19 protein-coding genes and 3 pseudogenes are annotated in these 20887 nt (G+C 67.2%); 10 read left to right on the top strand and 12 right to left on the bottom strand.

Going from position 1 to position 20887, the window contains the following annotated elements; translation table 11 throughout:
• Positions 1 to 86 precede the first annotated feature (86 nt).
• Both CDN38_RS06345 and CDN38_RS06340 read left to right on the top strand, forming a co-directional pair.
• Entirely contained in the window at positions 87 to 1445 is a 1359-nt protein-coding gene (locus tag CDN38_RS06345; protein WP_232336952.1) for an aldehyde dehydrogenase family protein, read from the top strand.
• Positions 1446 to 1506: 61 nt separating this feature from the next.
• Positions 1507 to 2433 carry a DUF808 domain-containing protein gene (locus CDN38_RS06340; RefSeq protein ID WP_075510692.1) on the top strand — a complete coding sequence of 309 codons (927 nt, stop codon included), beginning with the start codon at positions 1507 to 1509 and terminating at the stop codon, positions 2431 to 2433.
• On the opposite strand, the pseudogene CDN38_RS06335 reads toward CDN38_RS06340, so the two are convergent.
• Positions 2430 to 2925 (bottom strand): annotated as a pseudogene (locus CDN38_RS06335) (SDR family NAD(P)-dependent oxidoreductase); the annotation flags it as partial. The gene CDN38_RS06340 and the pseudogene CDN38_RS06335 overlap by 4 nt on opposite strands.
• Before the next feature lie 123 nt (positions 2926 to 3048).
• Between CDN38_RS06335 and CDN38_RS32880 the strand changes: the two are divergent.
• Entirely contained in the window at positions 3049 to 4146 is a 1098-nt protein-coding gene (locus CDN38_RS32880) for an RNA-guided endonuclease InsQ/TnpB family protein (RefSeq protein WP_438502280.1), read from the top strand.
• Here CDN38_RS32880 and CDN38_RS06325 read toward each other — a convergent pair.
• From CDN38_RS06325 to CDN38_RS06300, 6 genes are all read right to left on the bottom strand, one after another.
• Entirely contained in the window at positions 4087 to 4782 is a 696-nt protein-coding gene (locus CDN38_RS06325) for a TetR/AcrR family transcriptional regulator (RefSeq protein WP_082277126.1), read from the bottom strand. The two genes, CDN38_RS32880 and CDN38_RS06325, sit on opposite strands and share 60 nt — an antisense overlap.
• 63 nt (positions 4783 to 4845) lie before the next feature.
• Positions 4846 to 5463 carry a DUF732 domain-containing protein gene (locus CDN38_RS06320; protein ID WP_232336951.1) on the bottom strand — a complete coding sequence of 206 codons (618 nt, stop codon included), beginning with the start codon at positions 5461 to 5463 and terminating at the stop codon, positions 4846 to 4848.
• A gap of 39 nt (positions 5464 to 5502) precedes the next feature.
• Positions 5503 to 7203 (bottom strand): patatin-like phospholipase family protein, encoded by a 1701-nt coding sequence (locus CDN38_RS06315; RefSeq protein WP_075510690.1) that lies wholly within the window; start codon positions 7201 to 7203, stop codon positions 5503 to 5505.
• Between the two features lie 37 nt (positions 7204 to 7240).
• Positions 7241 to 8128, bottom strand: coding sequence for an Rv3090 family protease (locus CDN38_RS06310; RefSeq protein WP_075510689.1), 888 nt, complete (start codon positions 8126 to 8128; stop codon positions 7241 to 7243).
• A gap of 51 nt (positions 8129 to 8179) precedes the next feature.
• On the bottom strand, positions 8180 to 9607 hold the full coding sequence (locus CDN38_RS06305; protein WP_438502288.1) for a protein adenylyltransferase SelO: 1428 nt from the start codon (positions 9605 to 9607) through the stop codon (positions 8180 to 8182).
• 61 nt (positions 9608 to 9668) lie between these two features.
• Positions 9669 to 10256 (bottom strand): TetR/AcrR family transcriptional regulator, encoded by a 588-nt coding sequence (locus CDN38_RS06300; RefSeq protein WP_075510687.1) that lies wholly within the window; start codon positions 10254 to 10256, stop codon positions 9669 to 9671.
• A 92-nt stretch (positions 10257 to 10348) separates the two neighbouring features.
• Here CDN38_RS06300 and CDN38_RS06295 point away from each other — a divergent pair, with 92 nt between their 5' ends.
• From CDN38_RS06295 to CDN38_RS06285, 3 genes are all read left to right on the top strand, one after another.
• Positions 10349 to 11206, top strand: a complete 858-nt coding sequence (locus tag CDN38_RS06295; RefSeq protein WP_075510686.1) for an oxidoreductase — start codon at positions 10349 to 10351, stop codon at positions 11204 to 11206.
• A gap of 149 nt (positions 11207 to 11355) precedes the next feature.
• Complete coding sequence (locus CDN38_RS06290) at positions 11356 to 12183, top strand: LLM class F420-dependent oxidoreductase (protein WP_075510685.1); 828 nt, start codon at positions 11356 to 11358, stop codon at positions 12181 to 12183.
• A 32-nt stretch (positions 12184 to 12215) separates the two neighbouring features.
• Positions 12216 to 12677 (top strand): DUF2750 domain-containing protein, encoded by a 462-nt coding sequence (locus tag CDN38_RS06285; protein ID WP_233026778.1) that lies wholly within the window; start codon positions 12216 to 12218, stop codon positions 12675 to 12677.
• Positions 12678 to 12699: 22 nt separating this feature from the next.
• Here CDN38_RS06285 and CDN38_RS06280 read toward each other — a convergent pair whose 3' ends face one another.
• The 4 genes and pseudogenes from CDN38_RS06280 to CDN38_RS06265 form a co-directional block, all read right to left on the bottom strand.
• Positions 12700 to 14508, bottom strand: coding sequence for a sulfatase-like hydrolase/transferase (locus CDN38_RS06280; protein WP_075510684.1), 1809 nt, complete (start codon positions 14506 to 14508; stop codon positions 12700 to 12702).
• On the bottom strand, positions 14501 to 14977 hold the full coding sequence (locus tag CDN38_RS06275) for an SRPBCC family protein (protein WP_075510721.1): 477 nt from the start codon (positions 14975 to 14977) through the stop codon (positions 14501 to 14503). Before CDN38_RS06275 ends, CDN38_RS06280 begins: the two co-directional genes overlap by 8 nt.
• Before the next feature lie 48 nt (positions 14978 to 15025).
• The gene (locus CDN38_RS06270; protein ID WP_075510683.1) at positions 15026 to 16216 is read right to left on the bottom strand and encodes a cytochrome P450; all 1191 of its coding nucleotides are present in this window, start codon (positions 16214 to 16216) and stop codon (positions 15026 to 15028) included.
• Between the two features lie 11 nt (positions 16217 to 16227).
• Positions 16228 to 17054, bottom strand: a pseudogene (locus CDN38_RS06265) (mycofactocin-coupled SDR family oxidoreductase).
• Positions 17055 to 17146: 92 nt separating this feature from the next.
• Between CDN38_RS06265 and CDN38_RS06260 the strand changes: the two are divergent.
• Together CDN38_RS06260 and CDN38_RS06255 are read left to right on the top strand one after the other, a co-directional pair.
• Positions 17147 to 17740 carry a TetR/AcrR family transcriptional regulator gene (locus CDN38_RS06260; protein ID WP_233026777.1) on the top strand — a complete coding sequence of 198 codons (594 nt, stop codon included), beginning with the start codon at positions 17147 to 17149 and terminating at the stop codon, positions 17738 to 17740.
• Between the two features lie 95 nt (positions 17741 to 17835).
• Positions 17836 to 18753 carry an HpcH/HpaI aldolase/citrate lyase family protein gene (locus tag CDN38_RS06255; protein ID WP_438502287.1) on the top strand — a complete coding sequence of 306 codons (918 nt, stop codon included), beginning with the start codon at positions 17836 to 17838 and terminating at the stop codon, positions 18751 to 18753.
• On the opposite strand, the pseudogene CDN38_RS06250 reads toward CDN38_RS06255, so the two are convergent.
• Positions 18750 to 20017 (bottom strand): annotated as a pseudogene (locus CDN38_RS06250) (HNH endonuclease). The gene CDN38_RS06255 and the pseudogene CDN38_RS06250 sit on opposite strands and share 4 nt — an antisense overlap.
• 153 nt (positions 20018 to 20170) lie before the next feature.
• Here CDN38_RS06250 and CDN38_RS06245 point away from each other — a divergent pair.
• Both CDN38_RS06245 and CDN38_RS06240 read left to right on the top strand, forming a co-directional pair.
• Positions 20171 to 20515 carry a DUF732 domain-containing protein gene (locus CDN38_RS06245; RefSeq protein ID WP_075510682.1) on the top strand — a complete coding sequence of 115 codons (345 nt, stop codon included), beginning with the start codon at positions 20171 to 20173 and terminating at the stop codon, positions 20513 to 20515.
• 4 nt (positions 20516 to 20519) lie between these two features.
• Positions 20520 to 20876, top strand: a complete 357-nt coding sequence (locus CDN38_RS06240) for a DUF488 domain-containing protein (protein WP_075510681.1) — start codon at positions 20520 to 20522, stop codon at positions 20874 to 20876.
• Positions 20877 to 20887: the final 11 nt, after the last annotated feature.

Below are 20887 nucleotides of genomic sequence, written 5' to 3'. Positions count from 1 at the left end.
GTGCGGCTAACGGCACCACGGCGCCGAATTCGCTTCCATGCGGTCAGCGCGGGTTTAGCCGTGCCGCTTGGGGTCAAGTCTCAGACGTGCCCGACACGCTGGAATTGACCATTGTTGATCCGCGCAGCGGCGACACCGTGGCCCGGGTGCCGATCGCCGGTGCCGAGGAGTGCCGGCGCGCCGTTGCCCGCGCCCGCGACGCTCACCGCGGCTGGGTGCGCACCGCCGCGGGAGAACGGGCTGCCCGGGTCCGAGCTGCCGCCGCGGCGGTGGAATCGGTGGCCGAGGAACTCGCCGAGCTGATCGAACGCGAAACTGGTAAGCCGGTCGACGATGTCCTGGGCGATGTTCAGGCCGGCGTGGACACGCTGCGCCAATATGCCGAGCTGGGACCGCTGCACCGCGGGCGAAGCCTGCAGGGCAGTTGGAACGCCACGGACTTCATGATCGCCGAATCCCGCGGGGTGGTCGCGGTGCTGACCCCGTGGAACGACCCGATCGCTGTTGCCGCTGGTCTGCTGGGCGCCGCCCTGGTCACCGGTAACACCGTCGTGCACAAGCCCAGTGAGCGATGCCCTGCCACGGGCCGGCGCTTTGCCGAGTTGCTCGCCGCACACCTTCCCGATGGCGTGCTGGAAATCCTCGACGGCGACGCGCGGGTCGGCGCCTGCCTGGCAGCGGCCGACGATGTCGACGTGGTGGCGCACGTCGGCAGCAGCGCGACCGGTCGCGCCATCGCTCGAGTCTGCGCGGAACGCGGCGCCAAGGCCGTGCTGGAAAACGGCGGAAACGACGCCCTCATCGTCGATGCCGACCTGGACCCGTGCTGGGCGGCCGAACAGGCCGCCACCGGAGCGTTCGCCAACGCCGGGCAGATCTGCGTCTCGGTGGAACGTATCTACGTGGTGGAGCCACTGGCCGGTCGCTTCGTTGACGAGCTGGTTGGCCAGGCGCGCGACTGGGCCGATCGGATCGGCCCGCTGGTCGACCGGCGTCATCGCGACCACGTGTACCGCCACGTCGTCGACGCGGTCCAAAAGGGCGCGATCGTGCTGACCGGCGGCGAACCCGCGCCGGGGCCGGGCGCGTTCTATCCGCCGACGGTACTGACCGATTGTGACCCGAACATGCTGGTGTTCAGCGACGAGACGTTCGGTCCCGTGGCACCCGTACGCGTCGTCGCCGACTTCCAGACTGCGCTCACCGAAGCCGCGAACGACCGCTACGGGCTGGCCGCTACTGTGCTCACCGCGGACATGGGCCACGCGCAGCAGGCCTGGCGAACGCTTCCGGTGGGGACGGTCAAGATCAACGCGGTGTTCGGTGGCGCGCCCGGCGGCGCGTCGGAGCCGCGGGGAGCCAGCGGCAGTGGCTTCGGCTTCGGCCCCGAGCTGCTCGACGAGATGACGGCGATGAAAGTGGTGCATTGGACTCCGTCGGCGTGATCGCCGCGACGGGCTACCGGCCCGGGCAAACGGTAACCTCGATCGCCATGGGGGAGACGCGATGAGCGCGGGGCTGTTCGGCCTCCTGGACGACGTCGCGGCCCTGGCGCGGCTGGCCGCGGCCTCGGTCGACGACATCGGCAGCGCCGCCGGCCACGCGAGCGTCAAGGCCGCCGGAGTGGTCGTCGACGACACCGCGGTCACCCCCCAATACGTGCACGGGATCGCCGCCGAGCGCGAACTGCCGATCATCAAGCGCATTGCGATCGGATCGCTGCGCAACAAGCTGCTGATCATCCTGCCGGCCGCAATGCTGCTGAGTCAGTTGGTGCCGTGGCTGCTGACCCCGATCCTGATGCTGGGCGCTACCTACCTCTGCTATGAGGGCGCCGAAAAAGCGTGGGGCAGCATCCGTGGTCATGATTCCGAGGCCGGCCCGGCCAGCGAGCAGGAGGTGGTGAGCGGCGCAGTCCGGACCGACCTGATCCTGTCGGCCGAGATCATGGTGATCGCCCTCAACGAGGTGGCCAGCCAGAGGTTCTTGCCGCGGCTCGTCATCCTCGTCGTTGTTGCCCTGATCATCACCGCAGTGGTGTATGGGGCCGTCGGCGCCATCGTCAAGATGGACGACGTGGGCCTGCAGCTTGCCGAAACCGGATCCCGGTTGGGCCGGCAGGTCGGCCGGGGCCTGGTCGCCGCGATGCCGAAACTGCTCTCAGCGCTCGCGACGGTCGGGACGGTGGCCATGCTGTGGGTGGGCGGCCACATCCTGTTGGTCGGCAGCGACCGCGTCGGCTGGCACCCGCCGTACGCCTTGGTTCAGCACTTCGAGGAGCAGGTGCGCCACGCTGCGGGGTCCATGGGCGCGGTGCTGGCATGGCCGGTCGACACCGGAGTTTCGGCGCTCATCGGATTGGCCGTCGGAGCCATCGTCGTGCCATTGGTGCATGTGCTGCCGTTCCGGCGGGACGCTCGCACCGCCGGTTAGATGAAGTCCGAGCCGCCGTCAACGTTCACCGTCGCGACGGTGACATAGCCGTTGCGCCGCGACACCAGGTAAGCGGTGACGGACGCGACCTCCTCGGGAAGACCGGCGCGGCCAAGATCGCATGGGTGGTGGAAATGCTTGTCAATCCAGGTCATAACGTCGTGCGGTTTGGTGGCATCCAGGCCATCGGCGGCCAGGACATCGGTGAGCTGTTCAGTGAAGCTGGCCGTGACGATGGTCCCCGGACACACGCAATTCACCAGAATGCCGTCCTTGGCAAGGCTTTTCGACAAGTTCTTGGTGACGCTGCTCAGCGCGGCCTTCGATGCGGTGTAGCCGACCAGGCGCGGACTCTGCCGCTGAATGGAGTGGCGACAGGGTCACGATGCGGGCCCAGTCAGCCGCCCGCAGCAACGGCAAGGCCGCGCGAATCGAACGGACACCCGACATGATGCCCAGCGTGAACGCGGCATCCCAGGCCGCAACGTCCATCAGTAGCGGCCGGAGGGGACCGGCGGCTTGAGTCGTCGAAGGGATCCGGCCGGGCGAACAGTGTCGTGTCCGGCAGTTGTCGGTGTCGTTGCATATGGTGCGTGGTGTGTAGCCAAGCCCGGCGTGAAGCCGGGCTATCCGCGGTTCAAGGGCAAGGCCCGCTTCGACAGTGTGGAGTGGCCTAAAGACGGTGACGGCGCTCGCTGGCTGCCCGACACCAAGCGGGTGTACTTGCAGGGCATCGGTCAGGTCAAGGTGGAGCTGCACCGCAAGGTGGTGGGTCGGGTCAAGACAATCCAGATCAAACGCCAAGGCCGGCGGTGGATGCTGGTGCTGTCTTGCGACGACGTTCCGAGTAATGCGTTGCCGGCCAGCGACCGGCAGGTCGGGATCGACGTCGGCATCGTAGGTTTCGCCACCACCGGTGACGGTGAGCACGTCGACAATCCTTGCTGGGGTCGGCAATCGGCGCAGCAGCTGGCCGCGGCACAGCAGCGGCTGGAACGAGCCCAGCGTGGTTCGAAGAACCGCCAGCGGCGGCGGGAGAAAGTCGCTGCGTGGCATCGCAAGATCGCCAACCAGCGTAAGGACTTTCACCACAAACAGGCCCGCAAGCTCGTCGAGGCATATGACCTGTTGGTGGTGGAGGATCTCAAGATCGCCAACGTGATGCGGCGGGCGAAGCCCGTCGCCGATGAGGACAATCCGGGGCAGTATTTGCCTAACGGTGCCCGGGCGAAGTCCGGGCTTTCACCAAGTATTGGGGACGCGGGCTGGGGTGGCTTCGTCTCGATTCTGCGCGCCAAAGCGGAAGATGCTGGGCGTATCTGGATTGAGGTCGACCCCCGGCACACTCCCCCCAAGCGGGAGGTGCCCCCACGGATGGCTGCGAGAAATGTGGCTATGCAGCCGCCGAAAACCGTGTCACCCAAGCGGTGTTCGTCTGCCAGCGATGCTCGCATCGCACCCAAGCAGACCAGATGGCCGCACGCAACATCCTCCGGGCCGGACTGGCCCTTCACGCTCAAGCGGCGTGAGAAGAAGCCGGCGGCTTCCAGCCGCCGGAGACGTCATGCCCTTGCTGCCTCCGGTGACGACAGCTTTCGATCCGGTGAAGCCGAGGTCCATCGCACCTTCTTAGCAGGCGGGTTAGCAGCCGGCTTAGCAGCCGGCGCCGGCAACTTCGGCGATGGTGTCCGGCGCCACGCCCAGCCCGCGTAGGCAGAACCGGACGGTGCGTTCCCGAACGCCGTCGCGTTCACCATCACCGGATGCCCACTGCTGCTCGGTGCTCGCCCACACCACCCCCTGGATGGATTGCGCCTCGCTCACCGGATGGATGTCGTGGAACAGGTGCTGTCGCAAGCCCAGGTGAAGCTGTTCGACCAGTGGCTCAAGCGTTTCGGCGTATGCCGGCGCGACGAGCTCGGGGGCGTTGAGCATATGTGATTGAGCCTCCACGGACAGGTGCCGCAGATCGGCCTTCACGGTCTCGTCGAAGGCCAGGTCCAGTCGCGCGTCGATCCAGGCGGCCACCGCCTCGATCGGGTTGGCGGCCTTGGCCATATGGGTTCGCAGCCGCGTCGCCTCGACCCGGGCCACCTCCAGGAAGACCGCCGCGACCAGTTGGTCTTTCGATTCGAAGTGCCGGTAGAAGGCGCGGGTGCTCAGCTGCGCGCGGTCGAGGACGGTGGCGACGTTGAGCCCTCGTACCCCGTGCTCGCGCACCGACATCGAGGCGGCCACCAGGATGGCGCGCCGGATGCCGGGGTCCGGAGCAAGTTTGTGTCGGCGCCGCGTGAGCCGGCCGTTGAGGTTGGTGGGTTGGCGGGAATTCCGGTTACTCGGATCCGTCATAGATGCGTAGGTACCCACCGCGCGGTCCGAGAACACCCGGACATTGCCGCGTTAGGGGCCGCGTTACGGACAATAGGTGCGCATCGAGATCGCCACGTAATCTTCGGCGTTGCTGCTCAGCGCCGGATTGCTCGCCCGAAATGCCGCGACTATCTGGTCCACAGTCATGCCGCGACGGAAGTTCATGCAGACCAACTTGCCGTTGTAGACCGCGGCATCGGGATTGGCGAACGTGATGCCGCGATCGTTGAGGGCCCTGATGTAGTCGCTGTCCTGCTCAGGGGTCGAGGCGATTGTGGTGGCAGCCGGCGCGGACGTCGCCGTCGGAGCGGCCGTCGTCGCCCGCGCAGCCGAGGGCGGTTGCCCGCCCTGGTCGGGGGATTTCTCGGTGGTCAGCGCCCAACCGCCGATCACGATGAGTGTTGCGACACCGAGACCCAGCAGCAGCAACGCCGCGGCACGGCCCCACGTCGTGCCCCAGGACTGGACGGCCGCTTCGATTGCGGAAGTCCTGTCGTCGTCGCGGATGTCCTGGCACTCGTCGGGTTCGTCGGGTTCGAGGGGTTGATCGTCGTGCGACCATGCCGCGTGAACTGCGTCGGTGGGTGCCGAATTCGGCAGGGCGGCAGTCTCGCCGCCGAGTGCGGCGGCTTCCTCGGAAGCCGGGACCGGCTCGGGCATGAGGGCCATGGTAGCCACCCGAGCGAGTCGCCGGCGATCTTACGTCAGGTGGCGGTTTCGCCACCGTGCCCAGCGTCCGGTCGGCGACTGAATCGCGGCCAGCACCGAGCTCATCGACGACGCCACCGACTTCGCGCGCGCCGCGGGCTCGGCGACCGGCGGACCGTCGCCTTCCCACCACGTCGGCTGCAACAGCGCGGTGGTTACCGGGATCGCCTGCTCGACGCTGTCGCGTCCCCACTCGCAGGCGCGGTCGATGGCGGCGACGGAGGGCGCCAGGTTGATCGGCGACAGCGTCGGCTGGAACTTGACGAGATGATCGAGATACGGCAGATTGCGCACCATCTGCAACTGGACGGCCTGGGTGATCGGGGCCAACCACATGTGCCGCGAATCCCATTGCGGATGAAAGCAATCGAAGGCCAGATAGCACGCGTTGCGGGTGCCGAGCTTGCCGTCGCGCACCCGCTTCCACGCCAGTTCCACGGGCACATTGCTGGCCGCGCCGCCGTCGACGATCGCCGCGATGTCCTTCTCGGCGCACAACTCGTCGAGGATTCCGACCATGCGATGGTCGCGCGTTTCGTGGTGCAGCACACCGGGGATGGCCGACGAGAACGACGCGGCGTCGACGACGTCGAAGTCCCGGTCCGGGTCGTCGCCACTGATCACGATGGGCTTGACCACCCGCAAGTCGATGAAGGCCGACACCTGCCACATCCGGGCCGCTACCAGCGGTCCGATGCCGATCGGGCGGAACGGAAGCGACCGCATCTGCAGCGCCGCCAGTTCCGGACGGCGAAACCGTGACGGCAGCGCCGCATAGGGCTGCCGTCGCACCCCGGCGACCACGATGTCGAACGGAATGGCCAAGTCCGACATCCGCATTCGCACGCCGTCTTCCCGGCTGAGCAGGGCCAGCGCGAACTGGTCGAAGCGCAGCGCGAAGACCCCGGCCAGGCCGTGCCGGCGGCGCAGCCGCTCGGGTCCGAGGATGGCCCGGTACGACACCGTCTTGGCCCACTCCACGTACTCTTCGATCGGCACCGGCAGGGCGCGGGCCACCAGGCTACCGATGATGGAGCCGAACGACGAGCCGATCATGTAGTCGGGCAGTTGGCCGGCCTCCAGCAGCCGCTGCAGTCCGCCGATGTAGACGAAGCCGGCCCCCCCGCCGCCGCCGAGGATCGTGACCAGCTTCTTGTAGCCGACCTCCGAATCCAGCTCGGCGGGGGAGAAGTCGTTGCCGTGGCGCTCGATCAGCACGCGTCGCTGGTCGTCCTGGTCGGCGGCCAGACCCTGCAGCGCCTCGCGTGCCGTCTGCAACGCCGTGACCGGATCCGCCTCTTCGCGCAGCGGTCCATACAGCGCGTCGGTGACCCTGGAGCGCCACGGGGCAACTTCGGCGCCGACCGAGACGTCACCGCGGCCACGGTTGCCACCGGGCCCGGCGGCGCCCGGCTCGAAGTCGGCGAGCCTGGCGAAATTGAGGATGTAGCGCAGCTTGCGCAGTTCCTCGTCGCTCAACACGTCCGGGTTGGCCAGGTGCTGCCGGATGAGTCGGTTCTCCATCTTCTGCAGCAGCAGGGCCGGCTCTGCCGCGGGCAGGTCTACGGTGTCGGGTGCCGCCTCGGCTGCCTCACCATCGAAGGCCTCGTGTTCGAACTTCTCGATGAAGTCGAACTCGGCGTCGCGGCGGCCGAACCGGCCGCGCACGGCGTCTGCGAACGGAATCTCCATGGGCACCAACCCTCTCATGTCGATCAGGTGGGGTCGGCTAGCGTCCGGGCACGGAAACCGTGGGCAGCGCCGAGCTGCCCGGCCAGCAACCCAGCGGGCTGATCCCCTTGTTGATCGCGGCCGTAATGCAGTTCTGTACCACGACATTGGGGTCGTTGCTGATCGAGCGGGACAGGATCTCGTTGGCCTTGGCCTGGGCCTCGGCGGTCCGCTGGGCCTCCACTGCGATCGAGGTTTGGGCGCGTTGCTGGTTGAGCTGGTTGATCTTGTCCTCGGTGCCCTGGTCGTACTGGATGGTGGGCACGTTGACGTCGAAGATGTCGACCTGGCCACTGACATCCTGGCGCATGATGTCGGCGGCGCGCTTGGCGAGCTTCGGCAGCGGGGAGACGTCGAGGTTCTGCGGGTCCAGCGGATTGAAGGCGGCGAAAACCTCGTTGAGGGCGACCGACAGATTCCGCTCGATCAGGTTGACCCGCACGTTGTCGAACGTCTTGTACTGCTGGAACAGTTCCGGGGCGGCGGGCTGCTTGAGCTGCCAGCGGATGCTGACGTCGGCCAGGGCAGTGGACTGATTACCCAGCCGCACCATGATCCGCTGGTCGTTGTTGCCCTCCTTGACGTACTTGTCGATCTGCACCGCGCCGTCCATTTGGTGGGTCATCTGCCACGGCCACTTGCCGTGGAAGCCATTGTTCAGGCTGACGCCGTTGGGACGCCCGAAGGCGGTGACGATGGCGATTTGGCGGGTTCCGACGATCGTGAAGCTGCCCAGCAGGAAGAACAGCACCGCCGCGGCGAGGGCGCCGATGGTCACCGTCTTGCCGCGGGCGCGGGCTTTGTCGCCGGCGGAGAACACCCAGAGCAATGCCGCGACTCCGGCCACGATCAAACCCATGGTGAACAGCACGATCTGCCACGTCATCCGTTAGCTCCTTCTGCTGGTGGTGTGGTTCAGCAGGTTACGGGTATGAGCTCAGGTGCCGCAGAAGGTTCGGTAGGCGCCGAAATCCCGCGGCGCGGGATTGGCGTAACGCTGCAGGCCCGGCCGTTCGGCATACGGGTGTGTGACGGCGTCAAGGAGCCGTTCGACCGGACCAAGATCGCCGTCCGTCGCCGCTGCCAGAGCCTCCTCGACGAGGTGATTGCGCGGGATGTAGATCGGGTTGACCCGGTCCATCAGCTCGGCGTCCGGTCCCAGAGCCTGCCAACGCGACAGCCAGCCGTCGAACCTGGCGAGGTCGACGAACAGTCCGCGCGCCGTCTCGCCGTCGCCGCGGGCCGCTTTGGCGAGGTGACGGAAGAACGAGGTGTAGTCGACGCGGCTCTCCTGCAGCATCGGTAGTAACTCGTCGACCAGCGTGGCGGCTGTGCTCAAACCCAGCTTGGCTTGCATCCCCGACGACCACACCGCGTCATAGCGGGTGCGGAACACCCCGAACGCCTGCTCGGCGAGTGCGATCGCCTCCTGGGTGTCCTCGGCGAGCAGCGGCAGCAGCGCCTCGGCGAAGCGGGCGAGGTTCCAGCCCGCGATCACCGGCTGATTGCCGTAGGCATAGCGGCCCCAGTGGTCGATCGAACTGAAAACCGTCTCGGGGTCGTAGGCCTCCATGAACGCGCACGGCCCATAGTCGATGGTTTCGCCGGAGATGGTCATGTTGTCGGTGTTCATCACCCCGTGGACGAACCCGACGAGCATCCACTGGGCGATCAGCGACGCCTGCGCCGCGACCACCGCTTCGAACAACGCCAGATAGGGACGCTCGGCCTCGGCGGCGTCGGGGTGATGGCGGGCGATCGTATGGTCGGCCAGGCGTCGCAGCAGTTCCAGGTCGCCGGTGAATGCCGCGTACTGGAAGCTGCCGACGCGTAGGTGGCTGCTGGCGACACGCACCAACAGGGCGCCGGGTAGCACGGTCTCGCGCTGCACCGGGCGCCCGGTCCCCACGACCGCCAGGGAGCGCGTCGTCGGAATGCCCAGGGCGTGCATCGACTCGCTGACGACGTATTCGCGCAGCATCGGGCCGACGACCGCCCAGCCGTCACCGCCGCGGGCGAACGGCGTGGGCCCGGAACCCTTCAAGTGGATGTCGCGCAGCCGACCGTCGGCGGTGGCGAGCTCCCCCAATAGCAGCGCCCGCCCGTCGCCCAACCGCGGGACGTAGCCGCCGAACTGATGGCCGGCGTAGGCCTGGGCCACCGGGGCGGCGCCCTCGGGCAGCAGGGTGCCGACCAGAAACCGCACCCCGTCGGCGCTGCGCAGCCAGCCGGCTTCGAGGTCAAGCTCGCCGCTCAGCGGCTCGTTGAGCACCAGCAGCCGTGCGTCCGGCGGCGCATCGGCTTGCCAGCGGACCGCCAGTTCCGGTAACGCGCGCAAGAAGCGGTCCTGCAGCGCGACTGTCATATCCGGTGCAACGCTCACCTGATCCAGACTACGGAGCCGGGGGGGCGCCAAGGCCCGCGCGTTATGAGGCGAGCGCTTGGTCGATCAGCGTCTCAGCTGCGGCGCGGGCCTGCTCCCACGTCGATGCATCGTTGAGCGAGGTAGCCAGCGCGGCCGCACCTTCGTAGAGAACGGCGAGTTGATTGCCCAGTGAGCGTGGGTCGCTGGCGCCCGCCTCCCGGGACAGCTCGGTGAGCCCATCGATGAAATTCTGCTTGGCTGCCCGAACTATGCTCTGAACTCCTGGCATCGCTCCCGCTGCCTCTACGGCGGCATTGTGAAAGGGGCAACCCCGCAGCGGTGCTGTCCCGGCACGGGGACTGTCGAACAACGCCAGTAATCGGCTGCGCGGCGTCTGCTCTGCGGCTTTGCCGCTGACCCGCGGCGGATTGGCGGCAACGTCTCCAATGCTGCGCAGGTACTCTTCGACTACCGCTGTCTTGCTCGGAAAGTGTTGGTACAGAGTCCGTTTGGACACCGACGATGCGCTCGCCAGTCGTTCGACGCCGGTGGCGTTGATGCCCTCCCGGTAGAACAACTCGGCAGCCGCGTCCAGGATGCGCTGACGTGCGCCGCGGCCGCCCCTGCGTGTCACGTGCTGCCCAGCCATGGATAGAAGTATACCGAACGGTTTACAAACCGCATCAAGCGGCGTAACGTTGCGCAAGCAAAAGTACACCAGTCGGTTTACTAGGAGTGGAGATGGACGGACGATCGCCAGTGGTATTGGTTACCGGCGTTTCCTCGGGAATCGGCCTCGCCGTGGCGAACGCTTTCGCGGCGAAGGGCTTTGAGGTCTTCGGCACCAGTCGCAACCCGAGTAGCACGCAACCGATACCCGGGGTGGAATTGGTGCAGTTGGATGTCACCGACGCCGTGTCGGTCAGCACGGCCGTCGCTTCGGTGATTCGGCGGGCCGGTCGCATCGACATCCTGGTCAACAATGCCGGCATAGGGATCATCGGCGCCGCGGAGGAGAGCTCGGTTGCCCAGGCGCGGCAGCTCTTCGACACCAACTTCTTCGGCATGGTGCGGCTGACTCGTGAGGTGCTGCCGCATCTGCGCGCGCAGGGCGGCGGCCGCATCGTCAACATCGGCTCGGTGTTGGGTTTGTTGCCTGCGCCCTACGCCGCGCTCTACTCGGCGTCGAAGCATGCCGTTGAGGGGTTCTCGGAGTCCCTGGATCATGAAACCCGGGAATTCGGTGTGCGGGTGTCAGTTGTCGAACCCGGTTTCACCAGGACCTCGTTCGGCGCCAATGCGGTCGATGCCGATTCGCTGATCGACAGTTACGTGACCGCTCGCGAGAACGCCCGACGCGTCATCGCCGAGGGAGTGCACCACGGGGATGATCCCGCGGTGGTGGCTCGGGTCGTGCTCAAGGCGGCGACCAGCCGACGGCCGAAAGTGCGCTATCCGGCTGGCAGCCTGGCGCACGGACTGTCGCTGCTGCGCAAGGTCGCCCCTGAAGCGCTGATGGACAAGGGAATTCGTAAAGCAAACAAGCTGACGTCAAAACCGAAACTGGTCGCCAACCGGTTGCCCAGCGCAGTGGGGTAGCTGAGTACCTCATCTGCGTCGGCCGCCCGCACGCGCGGCGGCCGAGGCTGTCGCTGGTCGCGCCCGGACATCGGTACTACGCTCGGCCGGTGCCGCGTCGCTTCGCCCACCGGCCGAAGGTCATCGCGCATATGACGAGAGGAGCAAGCATGCGCTTCGGTGTCTTGACGTTTGTTACCGACGAAGGCATTGGCCCGGCGCAGCTGGGGACGGCCCTGGAACAGCGCGGATTCGAGTCGCTGTTTCTCGCCGAACACACCCATATCCCGGTCGACACGCGCAGCCCCTACCCGGGCGGAGGACCCATTCCGCATAAGTACTACCGGACATTGGATCCGTTCGTGGCGTTGACGGCGGCGGCGGTTGCCACCGAGACGCTGGTTTTGGGTACCGGCATCGCGCTGGTTCCCGAGCGCGATCCGATCCTGACGGCCAAAGAGGTTGCGTCGCTCGATCTGGTGTCGCAGGGGCGGTTTCGGTTCGGCGTCGGCGTGGGCTGGCTGCGCGAAGAAGTGGCCAACCACGGTGTCGATCCCGCGGTTCGCGGACGCGTGACCGACGAGCGGCTGCGGGCCATGATCGAGATCTGGACGCAGGAGCAAGCCGAATTCCACGGGAAATACGTCGATTTCGACCCGATCTACTGCTGGCCGAAGCCGGTGACGAAGCCCTACCCGCCGCTCTATATCGGCGGTGGGCCGGCCAACTTCACCCGCATCGCCGAGCTGAACGCCGGATGGATCGCGATCAGCCCGTCACCGGAGCAACTGTCGCGCGCACTTGAGCGACTGCGCGCCCTGGCCGGCAGCGACGTACCGGTAACCGTCTGCCACTGGGGCGACGCGACGGCAACGGATCTCGAGGGATACCGGCCGCTGGGGGTCGAGCGCGTCTTGCTGGACCTGCCCACCGAGCCGTACGACCAGACGCTTCGATACCTGGACAAGCTCGCGACCGAGCTCGGCCAGCTGGCGTGATCGGCGGTCACGGCCGCTGTCACAGCCCGACGATGACCATGACGCCCGCTGGCAAAGGTTCGCCGACACGCGGCAGCTCGTTCCACTGGGCGCTGCGGCGGTTAGAGTCGGGCGTGGCTCTCCACCTGACCGCCGACCTTCAGGCGAACTATCAGTGTTTCATCGACCGGGTACGCGCGACCCGAGAAGTCTGGGTGCTGCTCGGCCCCGATCTGCGGGGAGCGTGGGTGCACTCGAATGACTACGTGACCGAAGACGACGAGCCGGTCTGCGTACATCTGGTCTACTCCACAGCGGCCTATGCCCGCCGGCACGCAACGGGGGAGTGGGCGGGTATGGAACCGGCTTCGTTGACCCTCGACGAGTTCATCGACGGCCCGCTGAGGGGCATGCATGAGGGCGGTGACCTGTTGGGACCCGATTACAACGCCGACCTCGCCGGGCTGGAAATCGAGTCGATCGAGATGGCCCGCGCCCTGCTCGCGGAGCCATAAGCTCGCGTCAGCGTCGCCCGGACTACCTAAATCGCCCCAGCACTCGACGTACCATGCCGCCGGACGGGTCGGCCGGCGGCTGACGCTTGGCATACGGCCACGGCTGATTGCGCTCGGGCACCGACACCGCCCGGTGCTGCTTGAGCTGCATCCGCAGATATTGGCGCAACTCGTGCAGGTCCGGGTCGGTCCATCGGTTGTCGGCCTCGATGGGGTCGGCGGTCAGGTCATAGAGCTCCCACTGGTCGTCGACCGGATCGGTGCGGTACGCCTCGCCGCCGATGCCGTTGCCGGCCAGGTGACGCACGCCCGGTTCGGTCCAGGTAGCCGGGTCGTCGAAGGTGCGCACCAGCTTCCACAGGTGCCCGGCACCACCCACGGCATCGGAGTCGTCGACGCGCACCACCAGCCCCTCGAAGTTGGAGGCTACGTGCGCGGGCACCTTGATCCGCAGCGGCGCAGGCGGATTCACGGTTCGGCCCAGTTGCCGGGCGAACGCCGACGCGCCGGTGTCGCCTTCGAGCACGTTGTCACGCGTCATCACGTACACGGCCCGGGACTGGTCGGCGGGTCCCCCGTCGACCACCGGCATCAGGTTGCGGCCGGGCAGCGGGTGCACTTCGGTGAACGACTCGGCGAGGTGCGCGGCCGCGGCGTCGACGTCGACTCCCGCCGCGCCGAGCAGCGTGGGCACCAGGTCGACGTGCGATGTCGGCGCCGAAACGGTGCGTGCCGTGGTCGCGTTGGCGCCGATGCGGGCGATGACAAACGGCACCCGGGTGGCCTCGTCGTACAGGTTGAACCACTTCTGGTGCAGTCCGCCGTGCGCTCCCAGCAGGTCGCCGTGATCGGCGGTGCGCACCAGGACCGCATTGTCCGAGCCGCCCTCGGTGACCGCTCGGCGCACCCGGTCGATCGGCCCGTCGACTTCGGCGTGCAGCCGGTAGTAGAGGTCGCGGTAGCGCTGCGCGTTGCGTCCATAGTTGCGTTTGACCACCCGCGCCGAACCGTAACCGGAGTAATAGGCCTCTCGGAACGCGATCTGGGCAGCCGGTTTTGCCCGCAGATCTTCATCGGCGGTGGGCGCGGGGGGTACCGGCGGCGGATCCAGCGGGGACGGCTTGAGCGGATTGCGTCGCACCCACGCCGGGAACAGCACGATGTCGTGCGGGTTGACGAAGCTGGCCACCAGCAGGAAGGGGCGCAGCGCCGCGGCGTCACCGGCGCGCCGCCGCGCGTAGCGGTCGTTGAGCCAGGTGACCACCCGATCGGCGATCAGCGGGTCGCGGCGCAGACCGCAGTCGGACATGCCGGCCCCGTGCGGTTCGGGACCCACCCAACCGGAGAAACCGTAGGGGCCTAGCGGGTCGGCGTCGAGGTAGCGCTGCACCGCGGCCGGGTCGACGACGCCGTCGTCGTCATTGGTGGCCAGGGATCCACCCGAGGCCGGGTCGTGCAGGTCGGCGTGCGAAATGTGCCACTTGCCGTCGTAGTGGGTGTCATAGCCGGCCGCGCGGAACCAGTTACCCAGGGTCGGCACCTCGCCGGCGCGTAGCCAGCGCAGCCGCGAGTCGTCGAATCGTTTGCCGATCCCGTCGGTCTGGGTCACCCCGTGCAGGTCGGGGTAGTGACCGGTGAACATCGTGGGGCGGCTCGGCACACAGGCCAGGGAGCCGGTGTAGTGCCGCGTGAAACTCACGCCGTGTTCGTCGAACCAGCGGCGCCCGGTCAGAGTGCGCTGCCTCCAGGTCAGGACGCCGGCCGACTCGTAGGGCGGTACCGCGCGTTCCTCATCGGTCATCACGATGACGATGTCGGGGCGATCAGACATGGGTGTTCTCCAATCGGTGTGCCAGCCCGGCCAGCATCGCCTCGGACTGCTTGGCCAGGACGCGCAGCGCCACCCACTCCGCCATCCGCGCCGGCTTGCCGTCGCCGACCTCGACCGTGCTGGTCAGGCTCACCACCGTGGCCTCGCCCGCCGGGCCGCTAGGGCGCAGCGTCCAGCAATTGGTGACCTTGCGTAACCGCGGCGGCAGGCCCGCGATGTCGTAGGCCAACCTGGTGGGTGGCTCGAACTCGGTGATGCGTTCCACCAGCGCATTGCTGCCCACCTGCAGCCGGCGGGTGGTGCCCACCGGCCCGCCGCCCGGGCCGTGGTTCAACACACACGAATGGTCGATCCCGCCGGCCCACGAACTCAGGGCGCCGAAGTCGGCCAGGATGTCCCAAATCGCCTGCGGCTCGGCCGTTATGGTCCGGCTGCGACTGATGCCTGCCACTCCGCCATCCAACACCATCGCGGGCCAGGGTTTCATGCGGTTGCCGCAGACCCGGTTTCCGCGGGCTCAGGGTAGGACGATCCGCAGTCGCTCCCAGCCGCGAACGGTGGAGGTCGGCGCGAGCTTGAGGCTGTCGTAGTCGATGTCCCATTCGGGCCACCGGTTGAGCAATTCGTCGAGGGCGACCCTACCCTCCAGCCGTGCCAGGTTCGCGCCGAGGCAGTAGTGCACGCCTTTACCGAAGGTGAGGTGCGAGATGTTGTCGCGGTGGATGTCGAACGTGTCGGGATCCCGGTAGCGCAACGGGTCTCGGTTGGCGGCGCCGAAGAGCAGCAGTACGGCGCTGTGGGCGGGCACCGTGGTGCCGTAGCACTCGAACTCGCGCAGGGTGTAGCGCGCGACATGCGGGCCGGTGGGTTCGTAGCGCAATGTTTCGTCGACCGTACGGGTCAATAGCGAACGGTCCCGCGCGACTTCGCGGCGCTGGTCGGGATGCTCGGCGAGGACCTTGGCCAGCCAGCCGATCAGACGTCCGGTGGTTTCGTTGCCGGCGCCGGCGACGACCTGGGTGTAATGCAGCACCTCGTTGCGGGTGAGCTTTCTGGTGACGCCGTTTTCGTCTTCGAACTCGACGTTGAGCAGCGCGGTCATCAGGTCGTCGGAGGGGTTGTTGGCGCGCCAGTCGATGTAGTCGGCGTAGATGCTTCCGTCCGCGATCTTGTCCGGATTGGCCACCTTCATCGGGGTACCGGGTTTGGTGCGCAGGTTGGCGTCGTTGGCGTCCCGCACGCTGATCTGGTCGCCTTCGGGGATGCCCAGCAGCATGCCGATGACGCGCATCGGCATCATCGAGGCGAGCTCGGCGATGATGTCGAAGCCCTCGGAGCCGACCAGCGGATCCAGGCAACGCACGCAGTACGCCCGGATCTGGTCTTCGAGCTCGGCCATCCGGCGGGGCGTGAATACCCGCGACATAACCCCGCGCAACCTGGTGTGTGCGGGCGGGTCCTCGAACATCATCACGCCGGGGGGCATGTCGAACCTGGACTGGATCAGTTCGAGGATGTCGCTGCGGCTGTTGGAGAACGTCTCCCAATCCGCCAGTGCCTTCTCGACGTCGGCATGTCGCGACAATGCCCAGAAGTCGTAGCCCTCGTTGTAATAGATCGGCGCCTCATCGCGGAGGCGGGCGTAGGTGGGGTAGGGGTCGGCGGCGATGTTGACGTCGTAGGGGTCGTAGTAGAGCTTGGTTCTCATGTGCTGGTCCTTTACTTGAGGCAGCTGCCGGCGTCGACGGGAAGCGCAACGCCGGTGATGTAGCGCGATTCGTCAGAGGCCAGGAAGAGGACCGCGTTGCTGATGTCCTCGGCCGTCACCCACGGGATCGGCAGGACGTGGAAGGTCCGGCAGATCAGGGCAAAGTCGTCGAGGCCCGGATTTTCCAGGTCGGGCCGAAACAGCCGAAAAGTGTTGTCGTTCATCAACAATGGCGTGTTCACGTGTGTCGGGTGTACCGAGTTGACGCGGATGTTGCGTGGACCCAGCTCGACGGCGAAGGACCGCATCAGCCCGACGACCCCGTGTTTGGCCGCCACGTAGTGCCCGTGTAGGGATATGCCTTGAGCCCGGCGACCGAACTGGTCAAGACGATCGATGCGCCCGAATCCAAATGGGGCACTGCGGCTTTCACCAACTTCCAGACGCCGCTGAGGTTGACGTCGATCATTTGCTGCCACAGGTCCTCGTCCATCCGGTCCAGCCGGACTCCCACGGTGCCGATGCCGGCGTTGGCGACGACGATGTCCAGCCGGCCGAGTTGCTCGACCCCGCCGTCGACGGCGGCCTCGAGCGAGTCGTAATCGCGGACGTCGACTTCGGCGGCGACGATCCGCCGGTCCAGAGCCTTGACGAAGTCGGCCGTCTCCGCGAGGTCTTCGGGTGTCGCGGGTGGTGCCGCCGAGTTCTCGATCGGTTGGCAGATGTCGACCGCGATGATGTCGGCGCCTTCCTGCGCCAGCCGCACGGCGTGACTGCGGCCCTGGCCGCGGGCCGCGCCGGTGACAAACGCGACCTTGTCGTCGACTCGGCCGGCCATCGCTCCTCCACGTTGAGTAACGGTGTTACACCCGGTACGGTAACGATGTTACTGAGCGAGGGCAAGGGTGAAATTTGGTTAGCGCTGAAGTGGTGACCGGCGATCTGGAGCGCCCGCACGACCGGATCCCCGATCCCATCCTGGAAGTGGTCGTCGACATCCTGGAGACCGGAGGCTACGACGCCGTCCAGCTGCGGGAGGTGGCCCGGCGCGCGCGGACCTCGCTGGCCACCATCTACAAGCGTTATCCAACCCGAGACGCGCTGATCCTGTCGGCGCTCGAGCGCTGGATGGACGAAAACCGCTATGCCGGTTTGGACACACAGACACCCGGCCCGGACGAATCCGTCTACGACGGCCTGATGCGCGTGTTCCGGACGATTTTCGAACCCTGGGAGCGTCACCCGGACATGCTGCGGGCCTATTACCGTGCGCGGTCTGCCCCCGGAGGTCAGCGGCTGGTGAGCCGGGGTCTCGACGCCGTCGCGCCCGCCGCGATGGCCGTGCTCGGCGAGGCCGACCCCGACCTCGTCGCGGACCTGCCCCCGATCGTGTCCAACCTGGCCTACGGCCTGGTGGCGCGATTCACCGCCGGCGAAATCGCCATCACCGAGATCTTGCCGACCCTGGACCGCGCGCTGTTCCGGCTGACCGCCGGCCACGAACGTCGCCGTTCGCGCCGCTGACGCGGGTCGGCCGGACCGCCCGTTTCGCGATGAGGTTACGGTTTAGGGAACCGCGCTACATACCCACGGAAATGATGATGACCACTGAACACGCAATGTATGACCAGGTCGACGGCGCCGCTTCGGATCCCGATGACATCGGTTCACGCATCGATCCGGTGCTAGCCCGAAGCTGGCTGTTGGTCAACGGCGCGCACGCCGAGCGTTTCCAGTCCGCGGCACACTCTCGTGCCGACATCGTCGTCCTCGACATCGAGGATGCGGTTGCGCCCAAAGACAAGCCCACCGCCCGCGACAACGTTGTGCGGTGGCTGGGTGCCGGAAACGGCGACTGGGTTCGCATCAACGGCTTCGGTACCCCGTGGTGGGCCGACGACATAGCCGCACTGGCCGGCACGTCGATCGGCGGTGTGATGCTGGCGATGGTGGAATCGGTGGACCATGTCACCGAGACCGCGCTGCGACTGCCGAACGTGCCGATCGTGGCGCTGGTCGAAACGGCCCGGGGCCTGGAGCGCATCACCGAGATCGCCGCGGCGAAAGGCACCTTTCGGCTGGCCTTCGGCATCGGCGATTTCCGCCGCGACACCGGTTTCGGCGAAGAACCGACCACCCTGGCCTACGCTCGGTCACGGTTCACCATCGCCGCCAAGGCCGCCAACCTGCCCAGTGCCATCGACGGGCCGACCATCGGCACCAACCCGCTCAAGCTCATCGAGGCCACCGCGGTTTCCGTCGAATTCGGGATGACCGGCAAGATCTGCCTTTCGCCCGAGCAGTGCGCCGTGGTGAACGAGGGATTGTCGCCATCGCAAGACGAAATCGGCTGGGCCAAAGAGTTTTTCGCCGAGTTCCAGCGCGACGGGGGAGAGATCCGCAACGGCTCCGACCTGCCGCGCATTGCGCGGGCCACCAAGATCCTCGACCTGGCCCGTGCCTACGGCATCGAAGTGTCGGAGTTCGAGGACGAACGGGTTCACATGCCCGCCCCGACGGACACCTACCACTACTAGGCGGCGTGCCGAGCGAGCGCGATGCCGATGCGGACCTCGACGTCACTGACCGTAATCGGCGGTATCCGCGGTGGGGCCCCGGACCGGTATCGCTTGCCCGTTGGGGTGGTGAATTCGGCTGTGTGCGTGTGGTTTTCATCGCTCGTTGTCACCTCCCAGCCAAGGGCTTGCTTGGCGTAGTTGCAGCGCTCGCAGGAGCCGAGCCCGTTATTGGCGGTGGTCGCACCGCCTTCGGCCCACGGCCGGGCGTGGTCGCGGTGGCGAATCGGCGCGTCGCAGTAAGGCGTTCGGCACCGCTGATCCCGCAACTCGATGAAGGTGGCCAGCCCGCGAGGAAACAGTCGCACGCGTGACTCCATGGCGACCAGCGCTCCGCTTTTCGGATGGGCGTAGAGCCTGCGCAGCGTGGCTCTCGAGCGTGGGTCAGCGACGGTGTCGGCGACCATCGCGCGGGCCACGGCCGCGGGGATGGGGCCATAGCCGCAGACATCCGCCGGTGCGCTGTCAGCGCCGAGCAGTGTCTCGTCGGACAGGACCAGGTGACCGCGATCGGGGTCGGGACCGTTGCGGCCCGGCCGGTGACCCGCTCGACCAGGGTGTCTGCCATGACCTGTCCGCGCGAGCGCCCGTCGCAGCAAGCGTCAGCTTCGCGGCGCAGCGCCGCATACACCGACACGCCCTGGGCTACCGGGAGCAGGGCGGTCACATACGACATGGTGTCGGGTGCGGGTCGGATGGTGACCGTGCGTTCCTCGGCGGCCTTGGCCGCCCGGTCGACGACGGCATGCGGGTCCAGCCGGTAGGCGATCGCCTTGGCGGCCGCGGCCACCCGCGCATCGCCCAGCCCATCGAGGTTCGCCAGGTCACCACACAACTGGGCGTCCAGCGTGCGCCGATCCGCCACGTCCAGACACGCACTTTCCCGCACGATCAGGGTGGCCCGCCATTCCGACAGGGCGCCGCATTCCAGCGCGGCCAGCGTGTGCGGCATCTCGTGCACCAGGGCCTTCGCAAGGCCGAGATGCCGGGCGCCGCGGGCCGGTGAGTCTCGTCGCGCCAGCGCGACCTCGTTGGCCACCCCACGTCCGCGCCGATCGGCGGGCATGCCGCCGGCAGCTTCGGCGGCCCTGCGTGCCGCGTCCAGGGCGGCCGCCGCTCGAGCCTGGCCCGCAGCGGCCGCCGATTTGATTCTCTCCAGCTCGGCGATGCGCTCGATCAGGGCCGCTTGGCCGGCGCGAGGGCCGATCCTCGTTAAATCGAACATGTGTTCGATAGTAACACGGTCCGCCGACATTGATGACATTCGCCCCGGACGTGATCGACATCGAGACGCCGCCGCCGCCCCCAACTGGGAATTCCCGGCGTAGCGTTGGTCCTGCTTGCTTCGGTGCTGAAGACGCTCATCGGGAGGCGGATCATGAGGCCTGCACAAACGCTTGCGGTAGCGCTGGTGGGCCTGGCGCTGCCGACCTGCCCGGTTGCCCAAGCCGATCCGCTGAGCACCGAGGACTCCTACTACACGAAGTGGCTCTCCGAGAACGGAGTCAACTATCAGGGCCGGGTCTCGCTGCAGACGATGATCGCCGAGGCCCACACCACCTGCGCGATGCTCGACCAGAGCCCCACCCCGCAGACGTACCAGGCGACGGTCAACAGACTCGTCGGCGGCCCCGGCAACTTCACCCAGCAGGAGGCGAGGTCGACCGTGCTCGCTGCCGTCAACAGCTACTGCAGCCAGCACACCAATCTGCTGTATCACTGACGCCATGGTCGCCAAGCGCCAGATTCGAATAACGCGGATCTACGCGGACCCCGATGCCGACGTGGGACAGCGCATCCTGGTCGACGGCATCTGGCCAAGGGGAATCCGCAAAGACGACCCGCGAGTGGGTGTCTGGCGTAAGGACGTGGCCCCGTCGACGGAACTGCGTGAGTGGTACCACCACCGGCGGGAGCGGTTCGACGAATTCGAGGCGCGCTACGAAGCGGAACTGTCCGGCGGCCCGGCGCTGGCCGAACTGCGGAAGCTCGCCGCGAGCGGGCCCATCACCCTGGTCACCGCCACGCGCGAAATCGACGGCAGTCACGCGGCCGTCCTGGCGAAGCTGCTCGAGAGTCGCTGACCGGCATGAGA

The sequence above is a fragment of the Mycobacterium ostraviense genome (genome assembly GCF_002705925.1).
GTDB lineage: Bacteria > Actinomycetota > Actinomycetes > Mycobacteriales > Mycobacteriaceae > Mycobacterium > Mycobacterium ostraviense.
The sequence above is the reverse complement of the archived record's forward strand: the minus strand, read 5'-3'. Positions and strand labels throughout refer to the sequence as shown.

Coding starts and splice junctions, on each gene's coding strand:
- CDN38_RS06285 (WP_233026778.1), top strand. CDS start 12,216: ATGACCATGACGCCCGCTGGCAAAGGTTCGCCGACACGCGGCAGCTCG.
- CDN38_RS06305 (WP_438502288.1), bottom strand. CDS start 9,607: ATGACAGTCGCGCTGCAGGACCGCTTCTTGCGCGCGTTACCGGAACTG.
- CDN38_RS06240 (WP_075510681.1), top strand. CDS start 20,520: ATGGTCGCCAAGCGCCAGATTCGAATAACGCGGATCTACGCGGACCCC.
- CDN38_RS06340 (WP_075510692.1), top strand. CDS start 1,507: ATGAGCGCGGGGCTGTTCGGCCTCCTGGACGACGTCGCGGCCCTGGCG.
- CDN38_RS06275 (WP_075510721.1), bottom strand. CDS start 14,977: ATGGTGTTGGATGGCGGAGTGGCAGGCATCAGTCGCAGCCGGACCATA.
- CDN38_RS06300 (WP_075510687.1), bottom strand. CDS start 10,256: ATGGCTGGGCAGCACGTGACACGCAGGGGCGGCCGCGGCGCACGTCAG.
- CDN38_RS06245 (WP_075510682.1), top strand. CDS start 20,171: ATGAGGCCTGCACAAACGCTTGCGGTAGCGCTGGTGGGCCTGGCGCTG.
- CDN38_RS06295 (WP_075510686.1), top strand. CDS start 10,349: ATGGACGGACGATCGCCAGTGGTATTGGTTACCGGCGTTTCCTCGGGA.
- CDN38_RS06325 (WP_082277126.1), bottom strand. CDS start 4,782: ATGACGGATCCGAGTAACCGGAATTCCCGCCAACCCACCAACCTCAAC.
- CDN38_RS06255 (WP_438502287.1), top strand. CDS start 17,836: ATGTATGACCAGGTCGACGGCGCCGCTTCGGATCCCGATGACATCGGT.
- CDN38_RS06310 (WP_075510689.1), bottom strand. CDS start 8,128: ATGACGTGGCAGATCGTGCTGTTCACCATGGGTTTGATCGTGGCCGGA.
- CDN38_RS06320 (WP_232336951.1), bottom strand. CDS start 5,463: ATGCCCGAGCCGGTCCCGGCTTCCGAGGAAGCCGCCGCACTCGGCGGC.
- CDN38_RS06280 (WP_075510684.1), bottom strand. CDS start 14,508: ATGTCTGATCGCCCCGACATCGTCATCGTGATGACCGATGAGGAACGC.
- CDN38_RS06315 (WP_075510690.1), bottom strand. CDS start 7,203: ATGGAGATTCCGTTCGCAGACGCCGTGCGCGGCCGGTTCGGCCGCCGC.
- CDN38_RS06270 (WP_075510683.1), bottom strand. CDS start 16,216: ATGAGAACCAAGCTCTACTACGACCCCTACGACGTCAACATCGCCGCC.
- CDN38_RS06290 (WP_075510685.1), top strand. CDS start 11,356: ATGCGCTTCGGTGTCTTGACGTTTGTTACCGACGAAGGCATTGGCCCG.